Annotated in this window: 15 protein-coding genes and 1 tRNA gene; 11 read left to right on the top strand and 5 right to left on the bottom strand. The window is 59.8% G+C overall.

Going from position 1 to position 17422, the window contains the following annotated elements; all coding sequences use genetic code 11:
- Positions 1-5: 5 nt before the first annotated feature.
- A complete protein-coding gene (locus tag ACR0LD_RS11555; protein ID WP_480637045.1) occupies positions 6-1517 on the bottom strand; it encodes an FAD-binding domain-containing protein in 1512 nt (503 codons plus the stop codon).
- A gap of 289 nt (positions 1518-1806) precedes the next feature.
- On the opposite strand from ACR0LD_RS11555, the gene ACR0LD_RS11550 reads away from it, so the two are divergent.
- The 6 genes from ACR0LD_RS11550 (at position 1807) to urtE (ending at position 8398) form a co-directional block, all read left to right on the top strand.
- Complete coding sequence (locus tag ACR0LD_RS11550) at positions 1807-2115, top strand: hypothetical protein (protein WP_170340832.1); 309 nt, start codon at positions 1807-1809, stop codon at positions 2113-2115.
- 287 nt (positions 2116-2402) lie between these two features.
- Complete coding sequence (urtA, locus tag ACR0LD_RS11545; RefSeq protein WP_170340831.1) at positions 2403-3677, top strand: urea ABC transporter substrate-binding protein; 1275 nt, start codon at positions 2403-2405, stop codon at positions 3675-3677.
- Positions 3678-3744: 67 nt separating this feature from the next.
- Positions 3745-5700, top strand: coding sequence for an urea ABC transporter permease subunit UrtB (gene urtB, locus ACR0LD_RS11540; RefSeq protein WP_480637043.1), 1956 nt, complete (start codon positions 3745-3747; stop codon positions 5698-5700).
- A 10-nt stretch (positions 5701-5710) separates the two neighbouring features.
- Positions 5711-6964: an urea ABC transporter permease subunit UrtC gene (gene urtC, locus ACR0LD_RS11535; RefSeq protein ID WP_437342707.1), complete on the top strand. Its 1254-nt coding sequence runs from the start codon at positions 5711-5713 to the stop codon at positions 6962-6964.
- Complete coding sequence (gene urtD / locus ACR0LD_RS11530) at positions 6961-7701, top strand: urea ABC transporter ATP-binding protein UrtD (protein WP_170361279.1); 741 nt, start codon at positions 6961-6963, stop codon at positions 7699-7701. Before urtC ends, urtD begins: the two co-directional genes overlap by 4 nt.
- On the top strand, positions 7691-8398 hold the full coding sequence (gene urtE, locus ACR0LD_RS11525; protein WP_480637041.1) for an urea ABC transporter ATP-binding subunit UrtE: 708 nt from the start codon (positions 7691-7693) through the stop codon (positions 8396-8398). Before urtD ends, urtE begins: the two co-directional genes overlap by 11 nt.
- Before the next feature lie 2 nt (positions 8399-8400).
- Here urtE and ACR0LD_RS11520 read toward each other — a convergent pair whose 3' ends face one another.
- Entirely contained in the window at positions 8401-9246 is an 846-nt protein-coding gene (locus tag ACR0LD_RS11520; protein WP_480637039.1) for a LysR family transcriptional regulator, read from the bottom strand.
- Positions 9247-9332: 86 nt separating this feature from the next.
- Here ACR0LD_RS11520 and ACR0LD_RS11515 point away from each other — a divergent pair, with 86 nt between their 5' ends.
- The 3 genes from ACR0LD_RS11515 to ACR0LD_RS11505 all read left to right on the top strand — a co-directional run bounded on the left by ACR0LD_RS11515 (position 9333) and on the right by ACR0LD_RS11505 (position 11649).
- Positions 9333-9800, top strand: coding sequence for a c-type cytochrome (locus tag ACR0LD_RS11515; RefSeq protein ID WP_170419832.1), 468 nt, complete (start codon positions 9333-9335; stop codon positions 9798-9800).
- A gap of 13 nt (positions 9801-9813) precedes the next feature.
- A complete protein-coding gene (locus tag ACR0LD_RS11510) occupies positions 9814-10722 on the top strand; it encodes a c-type cytochrome (protein WP_480637414.1) in 909 nt (302 codons plus the stop codon).
- A gap of 240 nt (positions 10723-10962) precedes the next feature.
- Entirely contained in the window at positions 10963-11649 is a 687-nt protein-coding gene (locus ACR0LD_RS11505) for a hypothetical protein (RefSeq protein ID WP_480637037.1), read from the top strand.
- 61 nt (positions 11650-11710) lie between these two features.
- Here ACR0LD_RS11505 and ACR0LD_RS11500 read toward each other — a convergent pair whose 3' ends face one another.
- Positions 11711-12367 carry a response regulator gene (locus tag ACR0LD_RS11500; protein WP_093963999.1) on the bottom strand — a complete coding sequence of 219 codons (657 nt, stop codon included), beginning with the start codon at positions 12365-12367 and terminating at the stop codon, positions 11711-11713.
- Positions 12364-13689, bottom strand: a complete 1326-nt coding sequence (locus ACR0LD_RS11495; RefSeq protein WP_170340815.1) for a sensor histidine kinase — start codon at positions 13687-13689, stop codon at positions 12364-12366. The genes ACR0LD_RS11500 and ACR0LD_RS11495 overlap by 4 nt, the downstream gene beginning before the upstream one ends.
- Positions 13690-14006: 317 nt before the next feature.
- Between ACR0LD_RS11495 and ACR0LD_RS11490 the strand changes: the two genes are divergently transcribed.
- Complete coding sequence (locus ACR0LD_RS11490) at positions 14007-15296, top strand: M16 family metallopeptidase (protein WP_480637412.1); 1290 nt, start codon at positions 14007-14009, stop codon at positions 15294-15296.
- Positions 15297-15348: 52 nt separating this feature from the next.
- Entirely contained in the window at positions 15349-16683 is a 1335-nt protein-coding gene (locus ACR0LD_RS11485) for a peptidase M16 family protein (protein WP_480637036.1), read from the top strand.
- Positions 16684-17269: 586 nt separating this feature from the next.
- Here the strand turns inward: ACR0LD_RS11485 and ACR0LD_RS11480 are convergent.
- Positions 17270-17346: transfer RNA gene (locus ACR0LD_RS11480), tRNA-Arg, on the bottom strand.
- Positions 17347-17422 lie beyond the last annotated feature (76 nt).

The raw sequence follows: 17422 nt of genomic DNA, 5'->3' as shown, positions 1-17422 counted from the left end.
CGCATCTAGTCCCCCAGATCCAATGACAATTGCGCGGGGTTGCGGGTGGTCGCACGGCTGTTTCCTTTCCGCGAGCGCCCTTTGCTGCTGCCATGCCGGGCCAAGACCTTCGCAGCCTCGTCCCGGAAACCTTCCCCGCGCCGCACCGCCCAGATCCGATCCCGGGCGAATCGGGCCGCCGCGAAGTGATCAACGATGGGCATCGGGTAGCGTTTGCCCAGCACGGCACCTGCATTCTTGGCCTTCCACGGCTTTTGCAGATGGCGATCCGGGATATCCGCCAATTCCGGCAACCAACGGCGGGTAAAAGTCCCGGTCGGGTCCTGATCATGGCCCTGCTTTACCGGGTTGTAGATCCGCAGCGCGTTGATACCCGTGGTGCCGGCCTGCATCTGCACCTGGCTCCAGTGGATGCCCGGTTCGTAATCGGTGAACAAGCGGGCGAGAACCTCACCGGGCGCGCGCCAGTCAAGCCACAGGTGATAGCTGGCCGTCGCCATCACCATCGCGCGCATTCGAAAGTTGAGCCACCCCGTTGCCCGCAAGTACCGCATGCATGCGTCAACAAATGGCAGGCCGGTCTCACCGTTGGCCCAGGCCTCCAGCCGATGCGAATCCGGGGCCGAGGGGCGGATCCCGTCATAGGCGCGATGCACGTTCTGGAACTCGATCCGGGGGTCATCCTCCAGTTTCTGGATAAAATGGCAGTGCCAATGCAGCCGGCCTTCGAACGAGGACATCGCCCCCCGCCACTGTTTGTCAGGGGTGTGGCTCAGCGCTTTTTGCCGCGCCCATGTGGCCTGCATCACCTCGCGCATCGACAGCGTTCCCCATGCCAGATGCGGGGACAGGCGCGAACACGCGTGTTCCCCCAGCTGAGGTGAGGACATCGCGCTGCGATAGGTCCGGCCGCGCGTGCTCAGGAATGTGGTCAACCGGTCCGACGCCGCCGTGTGGCCGCCCGACTGGCGCCGTGGACATGGGTCCGGGCGCAATCCCAGTTCCCTGTTGGACGGGATCCCACCCGGGTCCATCGGGATGGGCCGCAATATGGGTGCGGGCGTGATCGGTTCGCTCATGAAGCGATCCCACTCTTTGGCCCAGCCATCGCGCGACGCCAGACGGCGGCGAACCCCGTGATTGCGCGGTTGGTGCCAGGGAATGCCCCGGGTTTGGCACCAGGACGCCACGCGTTTGTCCCGCTGAAAGGTCCAGTCGTTTCCCGTTTCTTCATGCGACCACAGGGCCGTGAGGTCGAAACTCTGTGCAAGATCGTCCAGGACCGACAGCATCTCGCCCGTCCGTACGATCAGGGGCTGGCCCAATTCCGCAAGCTGACTGCGCAGCTCGACCAGGGTTTCGCGGATGAACGCCCATTGGCGAGCGGACATGTCGGGTTGACGCCAAAGATCGGGTTCAACCACGTAAAGCGGCACCAGCGCCCCCCGCTGTGCCGCATGAGCCAGGGCACGATTGTCCTGCACCCTGAGATCCCGCTTGAACCAAACGATCTGCAAAACCGTTCTCCGAACCAAATCTGGGCAATAGCTAGTCTGGTCCGGCCAGCCCTCAACCGGGTTCAATGCGCCCCGGTAGGACCAGGACGCAAATAGCGCGCGGAACCGGTTCCGTCATGACCCGTTGCGACCGAAGCCTGTCGGGAAATGGGCAGGCCAGTTTACAAAGCGCTGCCTTGACGGGCGCTTTTTCGGTTGCAATGATCAAAACATGGGCGCTTTGAAAACTATTTTCGTTTCAGCACTATGCACTTTCTCATCCATCGGATTGCTTCATGCTGAAACCGACATGGTCAAATCGTTTGCCGGCTGCGCCGGGCGTTTTTCGGCCGAGATGGAGCATGCCTGGCTTCTGAACGACCCCAAGGCGCAGGACTATGAGTTGCTTCGCGGCGGTTTCGTGTCCTTGCTTGAGGCGACCGTAACGGCAGAGGAGGCCGAACTGGTCCTGAGCCACCGGGTGAACTCAAAACACGCTCATGCGCGCTTGCTGCATACGGCGACCTTTGGCTCGGACATCACGGCGGCCAGCGCCGCGCGGCAAACGGCCAGCGACCTTCTGGATCAGTGCAGCCTGCTGATACTGGGCGGCGTCTGAGACCACCCTTCGCTGCAGTGCCGCATTTTTGGGCGAACCATGCGGCACCGCCGCAAATTTGGGCAACACGCTGAATCAATCCAAAAACTCGCACCACCGGACTCTGAGCCTCGGCAAAAGCTGACCTAGCAATGTGGTGCGCCGAAAGACGGCTTGGAAAATGTGCGAAGGTGCCCGGCCTAGGAACCTGATGACGCCCTCGCACACCGCAATTAAGCGTGGGGGGTATATGGGATGTTTCGGCGTTCCGGACAAGCCTGCTGCGCATCGCACAAAAGGAAACGCTGATGCACTCCAAACTACTCAACACTACTGCTGCTGTATTGTTCGCAACCGCCCTGCCCGCACTGGCCGATTGCCCGATCAAAGTGGGCGTTCTGCACTCATTGTCCGGTACGATGGCCATCTCCGAGACCACGCTGAAAGACACGATGGAGATGCTGGTCGAACAGCAGAACGAAGCTGGTGGCCTGCTGGGCTGCGAGTTGGAAGCCGTAGTTGTCGACCCCGCCTCGGACTGGCCGCTGTTTGCCGAGAAAGCGCGCGAACTGCTGACCGTCCACGAAGTTGACGTGATCTTTGGCAACTGGACATCGGTCTCCCGCAAATCCGTGTTGCCGGTCATCGAAGAGCTCAACGGTTTGCTGTTCTATCCGGTTCAGTACGAAGGCGAAGAAAGCTCGAAGAACGTCTTCTACACCGGTGCCGCACCGAACCAGCAGGCGATCCCCGCAACGGACTACTTCCTTGAGGAACTGGGGGTCGAGAAATTCGCCCTTTTGGGCACCGACTACGTGTATCCGCGCACGACGAACAACATCCTCGAAAGCTATCTGAAGCAGAAAGGCATCGCCGAAGAGGACATCTTCGTGAACTACACCCCCTTTGGCCATTCCGACTGGTCCAAGATCGTGGCGGATGTCGTTGCGCTGGGCGCGGACGGCAAGAAAGTCGGCGTCATCTCGACCATCAACGGCGACGCGAATGTGGGCTTCTACAAGGAACTGGCCGCCGCAGGTATCTCGGCGGATGACATCCCAGTAGTTGCCTTCTCGGTCGGCGAGGAAGAATTGGCCGGTCTGGACACAACCAACCTTGTCGGGCATCTGGCGGCGTGGAACTACTTCCAATCGGCAGAGAGCGAAGCGAACGAGGCCTGGGTTGCCGCCTGGAAAGCCCGCATGGGCGAAGATCGGGTGACTAACGATCCGATGGAAGCGCATTACATCGGCTTCAACATGTGGGTTAACGCCGCGACCGAGGCGGGCTCGACGGATGTCGATGCCGTGCGCGCAGCCATGTACGGCCAGGAATTCCCGAACCTGACGGGCGGCACGGCCGTCATGCTGCCGAACCACCACCTCGCCAAGCCGGTTCTGATCGGCGAAATCCAGGAAGACGGTCAGTTCGACATCATCAGCCAGACCGAAGAGGTTCCGGGCGATGCCTGGACGGACTACCTGCCCGAATCCGCGGTTCTGATCTCGGATTGGAAAGAGCTGGGTTGCGGTATGTACAACACCGAAACGAAAAGCTGCGTACAGATCAAATCGAACTACTAAGATCTGAACCGGAATACCTCGGGGCGCATCACATGTGCCCCGGGGCCCAATGCCGAGGTCTCCCCAAATGACGCTTTCGATTTGCCGGGCTTTGCTTGCCCTGCTGCTGTTCGTGGCCCCTGGTCTTTTGCAAGCCCAATCCTCCGACGCGCCGGTCCAGAAGCTCTTGCAGGCCCATGCGGAGGTCATTCAAAAATCCTCTCGCAAGACGATCGGCCCGGCAATTGACGCCTTGGCGCAGAGCGGATTGCCCGAGGCACAAACCGTCCTGGAGCGGTGGCAGGCCAAGGACATGTGGTTCAACCGGGATACGGGCCTTTTCGTTTTTGCGTCCAAGGCCGATGGCGGTTTGCGGGTTTTCGATATCTCGGATGGGGCCGAGATCGGTGTCGTCGACAAAAAGGATTACAAACAACTCAAGCCGAACTCGGGCATTCGCGGGTTGATCGCTTCGGCGCTGGTGCAGTTTCAACTGAACGACCCCGACCCGCTGAACCGAAGCGCAGCGCTGACGGCAATCGAGCGGGACGCGGAACCCTCGCACCTATCCGCCTTGCGCGGCGCCATTGCCGGAGAGCAGGACGCGGATCTGCGGGCCCGCAAGGACCGGCTCGAGCGTCTGTTGACGATCCGGTTTGATGATGACGCGGTCGCAAGGCTGGCTGCAATCGACAGCTTCGCCGGCGATCTGGGCGTTGACGTGCGCGCAACGCTCAATCCCCTTGTTGCATCTGAAATCAAGGTGTCCGACACGGTTCCGGATGGCGCTGTGACCATCGAGGCCGGGTCGGACGAACTGACACAGAAACAGGCCTATGACCTGTTGGTCGAAAACGGGTTGGCACCGGCCCTGGTAGACAACGGCACCATCAAAGAGACCCTGATTTCGAATATCGACGGTGACAGGGTCGCAGGCGTACAGGTGGCAAGTCTGGACGAAGATGCGGCACGACAAGCGGCATACCAGCTGCTGGCCGATCAGGGGCTCGCCGCTCCGCTAGTGACGCAGGACGACATCGCAGAGGCTGTGCAACAGTACAAGTTCTACCGAGTCTACACCTCGGCACCGTTGCCGGTGGCGCTGGCCGCGCAGGCCGTGCTGGACAATATCGAGATGCAAGTCGCTCTCAACCAGACGGCGGATCTGGTTCTGGATGCGCTGTCTCTCGCCTCGATCTATTTCCTTGCCGCCATCGGCCTTGCCATCACTTTCGGCGTCATGGGCGTCATCAACATGGCGCATGGTGAGTTCATCATGATGGGCGCCTATACCGGATATGTGGTCCAACTGTTCATTCCGGACCTGACCCTGTCGATCATTGTCGCCATTCCCTGCGCATTCCTGGTGACCTTCGGCGCCGGTGTTCTGCTGGAACGTCTGGTCATTCGCTGGCTGTATCACCGTCCGCTGGAGACGCTGCTTGCGACCTTCGGGGTTTCCATCGCGCTACAGCAACTGGCCAAGAACATCTTTGGAACCCAGGCGCGTCCCCTGACCGCCCCGGCCTGGCTGGACGGTTCGATGGTGCTGAACGATATCGTCTCCATCAGTTACATCCGCATCGCGATCTTTGTTCTGGCGCTACTGTTCCTCGCGCTTTTCCTCATCGTCATGAACCGGACCCGGCTGGGGCTTGAGGTGCGCGCCGTGACGCAGAACCCGCGCATGGCGTCCTCGATGGGTATCAATCCCGACCGGATCAACATGCTGACCTTCGGCTTTGGCTCGGGCATCGCGGGCATTGCCGGCGTGGCAATCGGGCTTTACGCCAAGGTCACGTCCGAGATGGGATCCGACTATATCGTGCAAAGCTTCATGACAGTGGTCGTGGGCGGTGTGGGCAACATCTGGGGGACGCTGCTGGGGGCCACGATGGTCGGCACGCTGCAGAAGGGGATCGAATGGTTCAACCCGTCCAATACCCTGGCGGCGCAGACCTACATGATCCTGTTCATCATCCTGTTCATTCAATTCCGGCCGCGCGGCATCATCGCGCTCAAGGGTCGGGCGGCGGAAGCGTGATATGGTTGACATGACATCCACAGCCAGCCCGATGCGAAAGCCATTTGTGCTGCGCTATCCCTCGGTCGCGATCTTTCTGATCGTCCTGGCGCTGTTCACGGCGACCATAACAGTGCTGGGCGAAGGGTTCGGGATCGGCCTGATATCCACCAGCTTCGTCAAGACATTGGGCAAGACCCTCTGCCTGTGCCTTGCGGCCCTGGCGATGGACCTGGTGTGGGGCTACACGGGCATCCTGTCCCTAGGGCATATGGCCTTCTTCGGTATCGGCGGATACGCCATCGGCATGTGGCTGATGTATGCGCGAACCGAGATCATCGTGATCGAAAGCCTTGCGTCCTCGGCCTTGCCACCAACGGCCCAGGAAATCTCTGACGGCATCGCAACCCAGATCTTCGGCGTCGTCGGCGCATCCGAGTTCCCACCGATCTGGGCTGTTGCGCATTCGCTGCCCTTGCAACTGGCCGCGGTCGTACTGGTGCCCGGCTTGCTGGCCCTTGTGTTCGGGTGGCTGGCCTTCCGCAGTCGCGTGACCGGGGTCTACCTGTCGATCCTGACACAGGCGATGACGCTGGCGCTGTCTCTGTACCTGTTTCAGAACGACAGCGGGCTGCGCGGGAACAACGGCCTGTCGGGTCTGCAGAATCTGCCGGGTCTGGATTCGGTGCCGCAATCGACGGTTTCGATCCTGTTCTTCTGGGCGTCGGCCCTGGCGCTGGGGCTGGGCTATCTGGTCTGCGCCTGGATGGTGTCCGGCAAGTTCGGATCGGTCATTCGCGCCATCCGGGACGACGAAAGCCGGGTTCGGTTCCTTGGGTATTCGGTCGAAGCCTACAAGCTGTTCATCTTCACCTTCACCGCCGTGATCTGCGGCATCGCAGGTGCCCTGTATTACCCCCAAGCCGGCATCATCAATCCAGCCGAGATCGCGCCCATTGCATCAATCTACCTGGCTGTCTGGGTGGCGATCGGCGGACGGGGCCGTCTGTACGGAGCAGTGATCGGCGCGGCATTCGTTTCTCTGCTGTCCACCTGGTTCACGGGTGGTCAGGCCCCCGACATCTCGCTGGGGTTCTACACGATCCAATGGGTCGACTGGTGGACCATCCTGCTTGGGCTGTCATTTGTCGCGGTCACGCTGTTTGCGCCTCGGGGCATCGGCGGCCTGATCGACAAGTTTGCCGAGCGGCGCGCCCCGGACCGCCACGGCGCCGATCTGGGCCCGGACCTTGGGTCGTTGCGCGAAAAGGAGGCCGACGAATGAGTACGTTGCTTGAAGTCTCCGGCGTGTCCGTAACCTTCGACGGATTCAAAGCCATCAACAACCTGACATTTCAGATTGGCCCAACCGAAATGCGCGCGGTCATCGGCCCGAACGGGGCGGGCAAGACGACGTTCATGGACATCATTACCGGCAAGACCAAACCGGATGACGGCCATGTTCTGTGGGGCGACAAATCCGTGTCGCTCCTGTCGATGAGCGAAAGCCAGATTGCCCAGGCCGGCATCGGCCGAAAGTTCCAGCGCCCCACCGTCTTCGAGGACCAGAGCGTTCGCGAGAACCTGATGCTGGCCCTCAGGAACAAACGCGGCCCGCTGGCGGTCCTGCGGTTTCGGGCCGGACAGTCGGATCATCAGAAGGTCGCTGACCTGGCCGAGGAAATCGGACTGCAGAATGCCTTGAACCGCAAGGCGGGTGAGTTGAGCCACGGGCAGAAGCAGTGGCTTGAGATCGGCATGCTGCTGGCGCAGGATCCGCAGTTGCTGCTGGTTGATGAGCCGGCCGCCGGAATGACCCCCGCCGAGCGTGAGCACACAACCGACATTCTTGTCGCGGCCGCCAAAACCCGCGCCGTGGTGGTGGTTGAACATGACATGGAGTTCGTCCGCCGCTTGAACTGCAAGGTCACGGTGCTGCACGAAGGGTCAGTTCTGGCCGAAGGGTCGCTGGACCACGTCACCAATAATGACAAAGTGATTGAGGTGTATCTTGGCCGCTGAGCTTCTGGAAATCTCGGACCTGTCCCTGCACTACGGCGGCAGCCAGATCCTGAGCGGGATCGACATCACCGCACGTCAGGGTCAGGTCACCTGCGTGATGGGCACCAACGGCGTCGGCAAGACCAGCCTGTTGAAAGCCATCTCCGGAACGCACCCCCGCAGCGGCGGTGAATACCGGCTTGGCGGCGAGCAGATCGGCAAGGCCACATCCTATGATCTGGCTCGAAAAGGTGTGGCTTATGTTCCGCAAGGACGAGAAATCTTTCCGTTTCTGACGGTCCGCGAGAACCTGGAAACCGGTTTTGCCTGCCTGCCCCGCAGCGAACACAGGATACCTGATTACATCTTCGAACTGTTCCCGATTCTCAAAGAGTTCCTGTCGCGGCGCGGTGGTGATCTGTCAGGCGGTCAGCAGCAGCAGCTCGCAATTGCGCGGGCCTTGATCACGAAACCCAGGCTGCTTTTGCTGGATGAACCAACCGAGGGCATCCAGCCCAACATCATCAAGCAGATCGGCGAAGTCATCCGCCTGTTGCGCGATCAAGGTGAGATGGCGATTGTCCTGGTCGAGCAGTATTTTGATTTCGCGTATTCTCTGGGCGACAGTTTTCTGGTGCTGGAACGCGGGTCGCCATTCCTGAAAGGATCAAAATCCGAACTTGGTCAGCAGCAGCTCAGGGCGGCCGTTTCGGTTTGATCTTACCGGCCCAGTGCTTCGGGCAGGTGTTCCACCAAGGCCCGCTGCACGACGGCAAACCGCGGTGTGCGCGCAATCTCTTCAAGCGTGGCAACCCACAGAGGAACCTCGATTTTCGGATCGATGTCCGGCGCCCGCCGCAACCGCAGGTCCGCATCACCGATGAACGTCGGCAAAAATGCCTTGCCGACACCTGTCGCAGCCATCTGCTGGAGCACAAGGAAACTGTCCGCGCCGATGGTCGTGTCTTCATCCCGCACTTGTTCGGCCATCCATCTGGCCGGGACCGAACCGCTCAGCGCCCCGTCCAAACGCATCCATTTTCGGTTGGCGGACCCATCGTCGTAGACCCCGAAGGCCAACGCGCCAGCCCGCTCGCCCACCAAGTCTTCGCCCAGGCGTATTGATGGACGCACGGCAATGTCAGCGGTCAGCCGCGACAGGTCATGGTGATTGTTCCCGCTCAGCAGACTCAGTTCCAAACCCGGATAAAGCGCAGAAATGCGGTTCAGTATCCCGGGCAAAACAAGCTGGCAAAGGCTGTCGGTCGAGGCAATCCGCACCCGCCCGGTCGGCGAACGGTCCGCGCCCACGATTGCCCGTTCAACCGAAAGCACCGCATCCTCGACATTTTCCATGGCAGAAAGAATGGCCCGGGCCTCGGGCAGCGTGCTGTAGCCCGTCGGGTTCTTTTGAAAGATCACGCACCCATGGCGTCGTTCAAACGCGGCCACCCTGCGCAGCACCGTTGCATGGGTCACGCCCAGCGCTGTGGCCGCTGCATTCAACGAGCCGTGCCGGCTTACGGCGAGTGCGTATCGGATGTCATCCCAGTTTTGATTGTTCATAAGTTAACAAGAAACGCAGAGAAATAAACAATTACAAGAAATTTCGATCAAGTTACCATTCGACACATTCATGTGGGAGAGATACCATGATCAAGAAATTCTCAATCCTTGCGGCGAGTTTGTTTTCTGCGGCCGTTATTGGCACGGCCGTAGCCCAGGAAAGCGAAAACCCGGCCGTCAAGGCGCGGAAGGCCGTCATGCAGCTGTATGCGTTTAATCTGGGCACGCTTGGCGGCATGGCCAAGGGCGAGGTGGAATACAACGCCGAGGCCGCGACGCGCGCGGCAAACAACCTGGTTGCCGTGACGCAGATCGATCAGTCGGCCATGTGGCCAGCCGGGTCCGACAATGTCTCCGACCCATCTTCTCGTGCGCTTCCGGCGATCTGGGAGAACTTCCCGGATGTCAGCGCCAAGGGCAAGGCAATGGCTGAAGCCGCGGTTGCGATGCAGGCCGCCGCCGGGCAAGATGTCGAAGCGCTGAAAGCAGCGATGGGACCATTGGGTGGAGCCTGTTCGGCATGTCACAAGGCTTACAGAGCCCCAAAGAACTGACATGGCCCTGACGGTGCGGCGGCTTCTGTCGATTGCCGCGGGCGTCGCGGTCGTGGCCGGGCTGACCGGTCTGGTTCTGACCCGACCGCAACACGTCGATCCGGCCGAGTTGGACGGTATTGCCCCTGATCTTGTCAGGGGCGAGACCGTGTTCTTTGCGGCCGGATGCGCCTCGTGCCATTCAGCGCCGAACTCCGAGGGTGAGGAAAAGCTGGTGCTGGCGGGCGGACGCCGGTTCGAGACAGATTTCGGTACGTTCATAGCTCCGAACATATCCAGCGACCCAGAAGCCGGGATTGGGTCATGGTCGGCGCTGGAACTGGCGGATGCCCTGATCTACGGAACCGGGCCGGACGGGCAACACTATTACCCGGCCTTCCCTTACACGACCTATACGAACATGACGCCGGAGGATGTCGTGTCGCTGCGCGCATTCCTCGGCACCTTGCCGGCCGCCTCGCAGGAAAGCAGAGCGCACGAGGTCGGTTTCCCCTTCAACATCCGGCGAAGCTTGGGCGGCTGGAAGCTTCTCTACCTTGAACCAGGGTGGGTGGTGGACGGTGATCTTGATGTGCAGCAGCAGCGCGGACGCTACCTGGTCGAAGCCTTGGGCCATTGCGCCGAGTGCCACACGCCCAGAGATGGCCTTGGCGGCTTGAGCCGGGATCAATGGCTGACGGGTGCGCCAAATCCCAGCGGAAAAGGGCGCATCCCCGGCCTGACCACCAACCACCTGGATTGGTCCGAAGCCGACATCGCCGAATATCTGAAGTCCGGTTTCACTCCGGACTATGACAGCGCCGGCGGAGAGATGGCCGAGGTCATCGAGAACACTTCCCGTCTGTCCGATGAGGACCGGTTGGCGATTGCCGCATATCTCAAGGTTGTTCCGGTACCGGCCAACGACGCCACAACAGACTGAGCCGACGCCCACATCCCCCGGCAACCTACGAGCCTTGGCGGTTCGCCAGTCGACGTGATCTTGGCACCTTGTGCCTTTTCGCTTCCCCCTTCGGACGTTTGGTTGGAAATTCGTCAGACCTAAGCCCGATGTGGACGGATCCAACCCGCTTTAGCCTCCCTTCGACAACCAGACATTTGTCGAACAGCAAAGGAGGCTGAAATGATTGCGAACCGGAAACTGGGACAACTTCTCAGCACTGTGGCACTGGCGACGTTGATTTCGGCGGCGCCATACACTCCCAAGTTCAGCACCGAGGGCGGCTTACAGCTTGAGCCCGCTTACGCGTTTGCGAAAAGCGGCAAAGGCAAGAGTGGCAGCGGTCGGGACGACGATGATGACGATGACGATCGGGACGATGATGACGACGACCGGGATGACGACGACGATGATGATCGGGATGACGACGACGATGACGACGATCGGTCAAGTCGCAGCGGCAGCAAAAAGGGATCTTCGCAATCCGGAAGCACCGCGACCGGGTCGGCCGGCATAACCAAGGTCGAGACAACTGCGAACGGGATCGAAGTTCGCTATGCGGACGGAACAAAGGAAGAAATCGAAAACGGCAGATACGAGAGAAAGAATGCTCAGAATCGGACCGTTGAGGAACGGCCAGCCACAGGTGCCGATATCTCAAGGCTTCGTTCCCTGGCGAACGGCATTTCGATCAAGAATGTAAGCGCATCCGGGCAAGGTGGTACGGCCGGAAGCCGCCCCACAAAGATCGAACGTCAAGGCAACAACATCGAAGTCAACTACGCCAACGGCTGGAAAGAAGAGATCGAGTTCGGGCGCTACGAGCTGAAAGACCCCTTCAACCGGACCGTTGTGGAAAGAACAGCCACGGCCGCAGACATCCGGAGGCTGCAATCGGTCGCGAACTGACGAACAGCGCGAATTTCCCGGACGGTCTCTCGGTCGGAGAGGCCGTTTCGGCGTTCACAGGCTATGCGGGCTTGTTTTTCTTGCCCCACGCGTCGTGCGCGATAAGCGCGGCCTCGACCCGGTTCCGCGCGTGCAGCTTGGACAGGATCGCCGTCATATAGTGTTTCACCGTCTTTTCCTGAAGATCCAGTTCCACGGCGATCTCGCGATTGCTCAAACCCTTGGCCACGCGCCTGAGTATCTCCTCTTCGCGATGCGTGAGATCATCCAGGACATCGCTGCTGTTCGCAGGGCTTGCGTCGTTGTTGATCTGAAGCAGTACCCGCGAAGCCAGCCCCGGCGAAACGAACCCCTCCCCCGCGGCGATGCTGCGCAGGGAGGCGGTCAGTTCGCTCGCGGTTACGCCTTTGACAATATACCCAATCGCTCCGGCCTCTAGTGCATCGGCAACATCGCTGCTGTTCTCCGAAACCGTCAGAATCGCGATGCAGGGCGGTTTTTCCATTGCGGCGATCCGGCGTGTCGCGTTGATCCCCCCGCCGGGCATCGAGAGATCGAGAATTGCGATGTCGGGCTGGTGCTGAGCGACAAGCGCAACCGCTTCGTCGGCGCTGGATCCGGCCGCGAGAACTTCGAACCCTTCTGCCTCATCCAAGGTCCGCCGCAGCCCATCCCGGAAAATCGGATGATCATCTGCTATGACAAGTGTCTTGGTCATGGTGAGCTCGTTTTGTTGGGAAACAGGGTCATTTCGACGGTGGTGCCCTGACCGGGACTGGACGAGACCTGAAACCTGCCGCCGATGCTTTCGACCCGATCGCGCAGCCCCAGCAGCCCCTGGCCGCCATCATCGCGCAGAACAGTACCGTCCAAAGGATCAAAGCCGGGTCCATCGTCCTTGACTTGAATGACAATGCAATCGTCGCGAACATGGCAGGTGACGCTGCAGCGGGACTGCGGGGCATATCGCGCGGTATTCGAGAGTGTTTCCTGAAGAAAGCGGAAAACGCACAGTTTGTCAGACACCGACAAATTCGGCATGTCACTGCCATGAAACGAGATTTCAGGCCGCAACGGGCTGTGCTCCGCGTGGTCCTCGACCGCTCTTTTCACGACATCAATCAAGGTCAGGTTGTCGATATCGGGCGCAGACAGCCCCCGGGACAGCGCGCGGATTTCGGTCAAGGACTTCTGCAGCGATTGCTGGATTTCCTCGGCCTCCTTCGGTTTTGGGGATTTGTCCGAAAACGCGGCCTCCAACCGAAGGGCGGCAAGTGAAAGGTACTGCGCCGGGCCGTCATGAAGTTCGGCGCCGAGTTTCTTCAGAAACCGGTCCGTCTGCGCGGCATACCGCCCCGAGGCCTCGACCACCCGCGACCGCAGCATCGCATTCTGCGCCGCCATCCTTTCGCTTTCCGCCAGCCGTTTCTTCAATAGCCGCGCCTGCCGCCGGATGGTGTTGTCCCCGATCGCAACGATGCAAAAAAGGACAACCGTGCTTGCCAGAAAAGCGGAACCGACCACCAACCAGCTTGTGCGCCTGGCTTTTGCCAGATCCATCTCCAATTGATCGGCCCTTTCATAGAACTCGGCCACGGCAATGATTTCACCGGACCACAGTTCACGAATGGGGCTGTAGACCTCGAGCAGCGGTATCCCCAAGGCCGCTTCGGCAGCGCTTTCATCGTGATCCAGTTCCTCGAACGAGCCCGAGATTTCGCCGATCCAGGCGCGCTGAAGGTCACCCGTCGGCTCGAAACGGTTACCGATGATGCTTGTGTCCGAGGCGTGTACGACCACACCACCCTGCTTCCAGAACTTGTATGATACGATACGATCGCGCATCGGCTGGGTCATGAAAATCTCGTCCAGCGCCCGCCTCGCCTGCTCGGACAGGCGGTCACCCAACGCCAGTTCCTGGCTGAGAGGTGAGACGATGCTTTCCATATACAGCGCCGCCGAATTGGCCGAGTTCTGCACGACCGCATTCTGGATTCGATTTGAAACCCACACACCGACGATCGCGGTTGCAGATCCCATCACAAGGATGCTTGCCGCAAGAAAAACTCGCGACAACGACCAATTCCCAATCGTCAGCTCAGCAACTTTCGTCCTCATTGTGGTCCCGACTATGACCCACAATCGAAAGCCGCACCACAGACCTTGGTCTGACGTGATCCAGTTGTTCGCCCCAGCAAGCCCCGCCCGCAGCCCCAGAAGCACACCCCGACTTGCGATGCCTATTACGACTTGAAAAACGCCCCGCGCCCCGCAAGCATTGACGCAACCGTTACCCCTTTGGTTGAGCGTCGGTTGACCGGCGTTTCTGCGAAAATCTAATAGTTCAAAGGATTTTGATGCGCGCCGCCGTACTTTTCTTGTCGATCGTCTTTTTGGTTTTTTCCGGATCCGCTCAGGCTCAGAGCATCATTCCGCTTGCCCAGAAGGGCGGGCTGCACGCGGCATATGTGGTTCCAGTGGACACCTTCGACCGCGTGGATGTTCAGTTGATTGTTCTTTCGGGGTCGTATGACGACCCGGACCCGTCCGGCACAGCCCATCTGACCGAGCATCTCGCCGCGTTCTCGGCCGACGCCACCATTCTCAGAAAACCGCGTGAACGCGACATCTACGCCACCACGCACAATGTCGCGACCGTGTACACGAATTCCGGGCTGCCATCCGAGGCGGAGATGTTGTTGCGGCTTTCCCGGGCCGTTCTGGACACGCCATCCGTATCCAGGCAATTTGCGGAGAGCGAAGTCGCTATCGTCCAGCGGGAAACCTTGCTGCGTGAACGGCAATATCCGTTTCGCTGGCTCAGCCGAATGGCACTTCAAAACCTCTACGGCACCTTGCGCGGCCGGGCAGACAACACCGTCGAGGATCTGCCCAAGCTGAGCCTCGAGAAGGCCTATCAGTTTCACAAGGAACACTATGTGCCGTCCAACGTGACGTTGATTGTCTCCGGAAACATTGAACCAGCCCGGGCCGAAGAACTGGTGGCGCGGGTGTTTGGCGATACCGAACCATCTGACGCTCCGAAAAAACCGTGGTTGGATCAAAAGCCGGATCCCGAGAAACAGTCCGTCGTGCGCCTGCAGTCGGATCGGTTGCAACGTGACACCGTGCTGTTCGCAAAATTCGTGGAATTCGAAGACCGCTCCACGAGCATCGACATGCAAGGCGCGTTCTTCATCGCAAGCGGGATCCTGAACGAACGGATCGCCAAGGTTCTACGCCACGAGGACACGCGGATACTCAACCATGGCGTCAACTGGTATTTTGCGAAGAATGCCGATGTTGAACTGGTGATCGACCTGCAACTCATGCCCGGCTTCAGCGTGGATGAAGCCAAGGATCTGCTGACCGAAACCTTGGCTGGCTTGCTGGACGAGCCGATCAGCAAATACGAAATTCATCAGCTCCGTCAAAAGGAAGTGGTCTGGTCCCAGAACATGGCCCGCCGTCCTTCGGCCTTTCTGTGGTTTCTGCAGAACGTCGCCGCCGACGGATTCCCGCCCATCAGCCCGTCGGTCTTTGCCGAAACGCTGAGCAACACCACAGATCAGGAAGTTATCGATTTTGCGGAAAAAATCTTGCAGCCCTCGGCGACATCTTTCGTTCTTGCAGAGAAAGCCGACTGACATACGCGTTTTCAAGGGCCGGCTTCTCGCAGTTCTCTTTGCGGCGCTTACCTTGCTGCCGGGTGAGCGGGCACAGGCGGAACTGATTGCGACTGCAGGCGAAACGAAACTGGTCGAGCTCTCTCCGCTTGAGAACGGCACGTCCGCGCTGACCCTGGTTTGGACGATTGACCACCCGACGCTGGACCGCACTGCCGCCATGTCCGCCGCCATTGCGAGCGTGGTGACAGGTGGGACCTCGACCCGCTCATCCTACGAAGTCAGTTCGTTCCTGAAGCTGAAAGGTGTCGAACAGAAAATCGGCAGAAGCGGCAAGAACCTGACGCTCACCGTCTCGGCGCCAAGCGACGTCTTCCCGGAAGTCCTGGTGCACCTCGAGAACGTATTGCTCGAACCCCGATACACACCAAACTGGTACGCACGAGAGCTTGAGACGTCTCGCCCAGTTATCTCGACCAGAACCAGACAGCCGTCGGATGTGTTGAACGAGATTACCAATTATCTGGAATTCGACCCTGCCGCCACGGACGAAGAAACCCTTGAAACCGACTTTCAGTTCGGACGACCTGCTCAGGTCATCCTCAGATCAGAGGGAGAAGAGGTAACGCGCCGCACCGTCCGATTGATCAATTCGCTGCCGGGCGCGCGGTTCCGGCTGGGGCGCGCCCTGAGCAAATGGGCCGAAGGGTGGACGGGCGCGAACGGGGCGCCCTTTGCCCTGCCCAAAGGTATCGTGCATCTCGCCGATCCCGACGCATCCGAAATGTTGATCCTGCTTGCCAATGCAAAGGCGTTTTCGAACGCACAGGACCAGCTTGGCTCGAACCTTCTTGTTGACTACATCGGCGCCAACCAGGGCTCGGAGATGTTTCGGGTCATCCGCCAGTCCATGCGTGCATCTTACGATCCACGTTCGGACTTTGTTGTCGTGGGCAAAAACAAGGCCGTGATCGCGCTGAGCGCGACCGTCGAAGCCAACGCATGGCCCGAGGTCCACGGCAAGATCATGGAAATCTATCAGGGCGTCCGCGATGGAGGCGTTGTCCCGGAAAGTCTGGAAATCCAGAAGGATCGGTTGGACCGCACCTACTATCACAGATTCTTCACAGACCCTGACTGGGGCGCGCGCCAGTTTCTGGACGAACATCCCGATGGCGTAGAAGGCGAAATCACCCTTCCACTGTTTGAGGCATTCCGGACAGTCTCGACCGAAGAGACGATTGAGAACGCCGATACGCTGTTGCCCCCGATTGAGGAGTTCCTGGTGATCTTGATCGGAGGAGGTGTTTCCCCGCCGGCCGACATGCGGTCGGACGGGTACTGTGCCCTGCCCAAAGGCGCCCCGGTCAGCCATTGCCTTAACAAGCTGTCAAACGCGGAATACTGACTGTCCGCGGGCTGCTGCTGCGGTGCTTCAAAGAGCAGATGATCCCCGCGATACATCGTCTCGAAGGTACCGTGGGATTGACCCTTTGGGATTGTCTGTCGGTCACGTAAGCTTGGACTTGCCTGTCGCGCAGCAAGGAGAACGCTATGCGTGTTCTTGAGATACTATCTTTGGTTGGTCTGTGTTTGGTGTTGGTATCGCCACTTTCCGGAAGTGCGGCCCCAACGGCAGCAGAGTGCAATAGTGCGGGAGGAAAAACCGTCACGATCAAGGGAAAGACCGCTTGCGCGTTCGCGGGCGGAGCATGCCCAGAAGGGTGGCGCTCATACGATTCCTACCGAAAATGGCAGCCGAAAACCTGCGGTGGAGCGCAATGCACTGGGAATACCAAATGCACGACGAGCCGAGGCTGGTCCAAAACCGCACCAGAATGCAGATTTGAGAGAGGCAGAAACTCTCAGGGCGACTGCACCAAAAGAAGTGTATGCACGGCAAACAGGATCGCCAGGACTGCATGTACGAAGTAAGCGCGCCATCGCGGTTGAGCGGTGAAACCGAACCCGAAACCCGACTCGCGCTGAGTTGCTGGCGACCCCGGCAGGATTCGAACCTGCAACCTGCCCCTTAGGAGGGGGCTGCTCTATCCAGTTGAGCCACGGGGCCGCGCGGCGCCTTCTGTAGCCGGGTTTTTTCGGCTTGTCATGACCTTTGCACAACAGTTGAACAGATTGCCCTGTTC

The sequence above is a fragment of the Ruegeria sp. BF8 genome (assembly GCF_056538625.1).
Note: the sequence above shows the minus strand (reverse complement) of the source record. Positions and strands in the feature narration are given on the sequence as shown.

What these genes read in the sequence shown, in the direction of transcription:
- ACR0LD_RS11550 (WP_170340832.1), top strand. Translation starts at nt 1,807, where the DNA reads ATGGTCAAATCGTTTGCCGGCTGCGCCGGGCGTTTTTCGGCCGAGATG.
- urtA (WP_170340831.1), top strand. Translation starts at nt 2,403, where the DNA reads ATGCACTCCAAACTACTCAACACTACTGCTGCTGTATTGTTCGCAACC.
- urtB (WP_480637043.1), top strand. Translation starts at nt 3,745, where the DNA reads ATGACGCTTTCGATTTGCCGGGCTTTGCTTGCCCTGCTGCTGTTCGTG.
- urtC (WP_437342707.1), top strand. Translation starts at nt 5,711, where the DNA reads ATGACATCCACAGCCAGCCCGATGCGAAAGCCATTTGTGCTGCGCTAT.
- urtD (WP_170361279.1), top strand. Translation starts at nt 6,961, where the DNA reads ATGAGTACGTTGCTTGAAGTCTCCGGCGTGTCCGTAACCTTCGACGGA.
- ACR0LD_RS11520 (WP_480637039.1), bottom strand. Translation starts at nt 9,246, where the DNA reads ATGAACAATCAAAACTGGGATGACATCCGATACGCACTCGCCGTAAGC.
- ACR0LD_RS11515 (WP_170419832.1), top strand. Translation starts at nt 9,333, where the DNA reads ATGATCAAGAAATTCTCAATCCTTGCGGCGAGTTTGTTTTCTGCGGCC.
- ACR0LD_RS11500 (WP_093963999.1), bottom strand. Translation starts at nt 12,367, where the DNA reads ATGACCAAGACACTTGTCATAGCAGATGATCATCCGATTTTCCGGGAT.
- ACR0LD_RS11495 (WP_170340815.1), bottom strand. Translation starts at nt 13,689, where the DNA reads ATGGGATCTGCAACCGCGATCGTCGGTGTGTGGGTTTCAAATCGAATC.
- ACR0LD_RS11490 (WP_480637412.1), top strand. Translation starts at nt 14,007, where the DNA reads ATGCGCGCCGCCGTACTTTTCTTGTCGATCGTCTTTTTGGTTTTTTCC.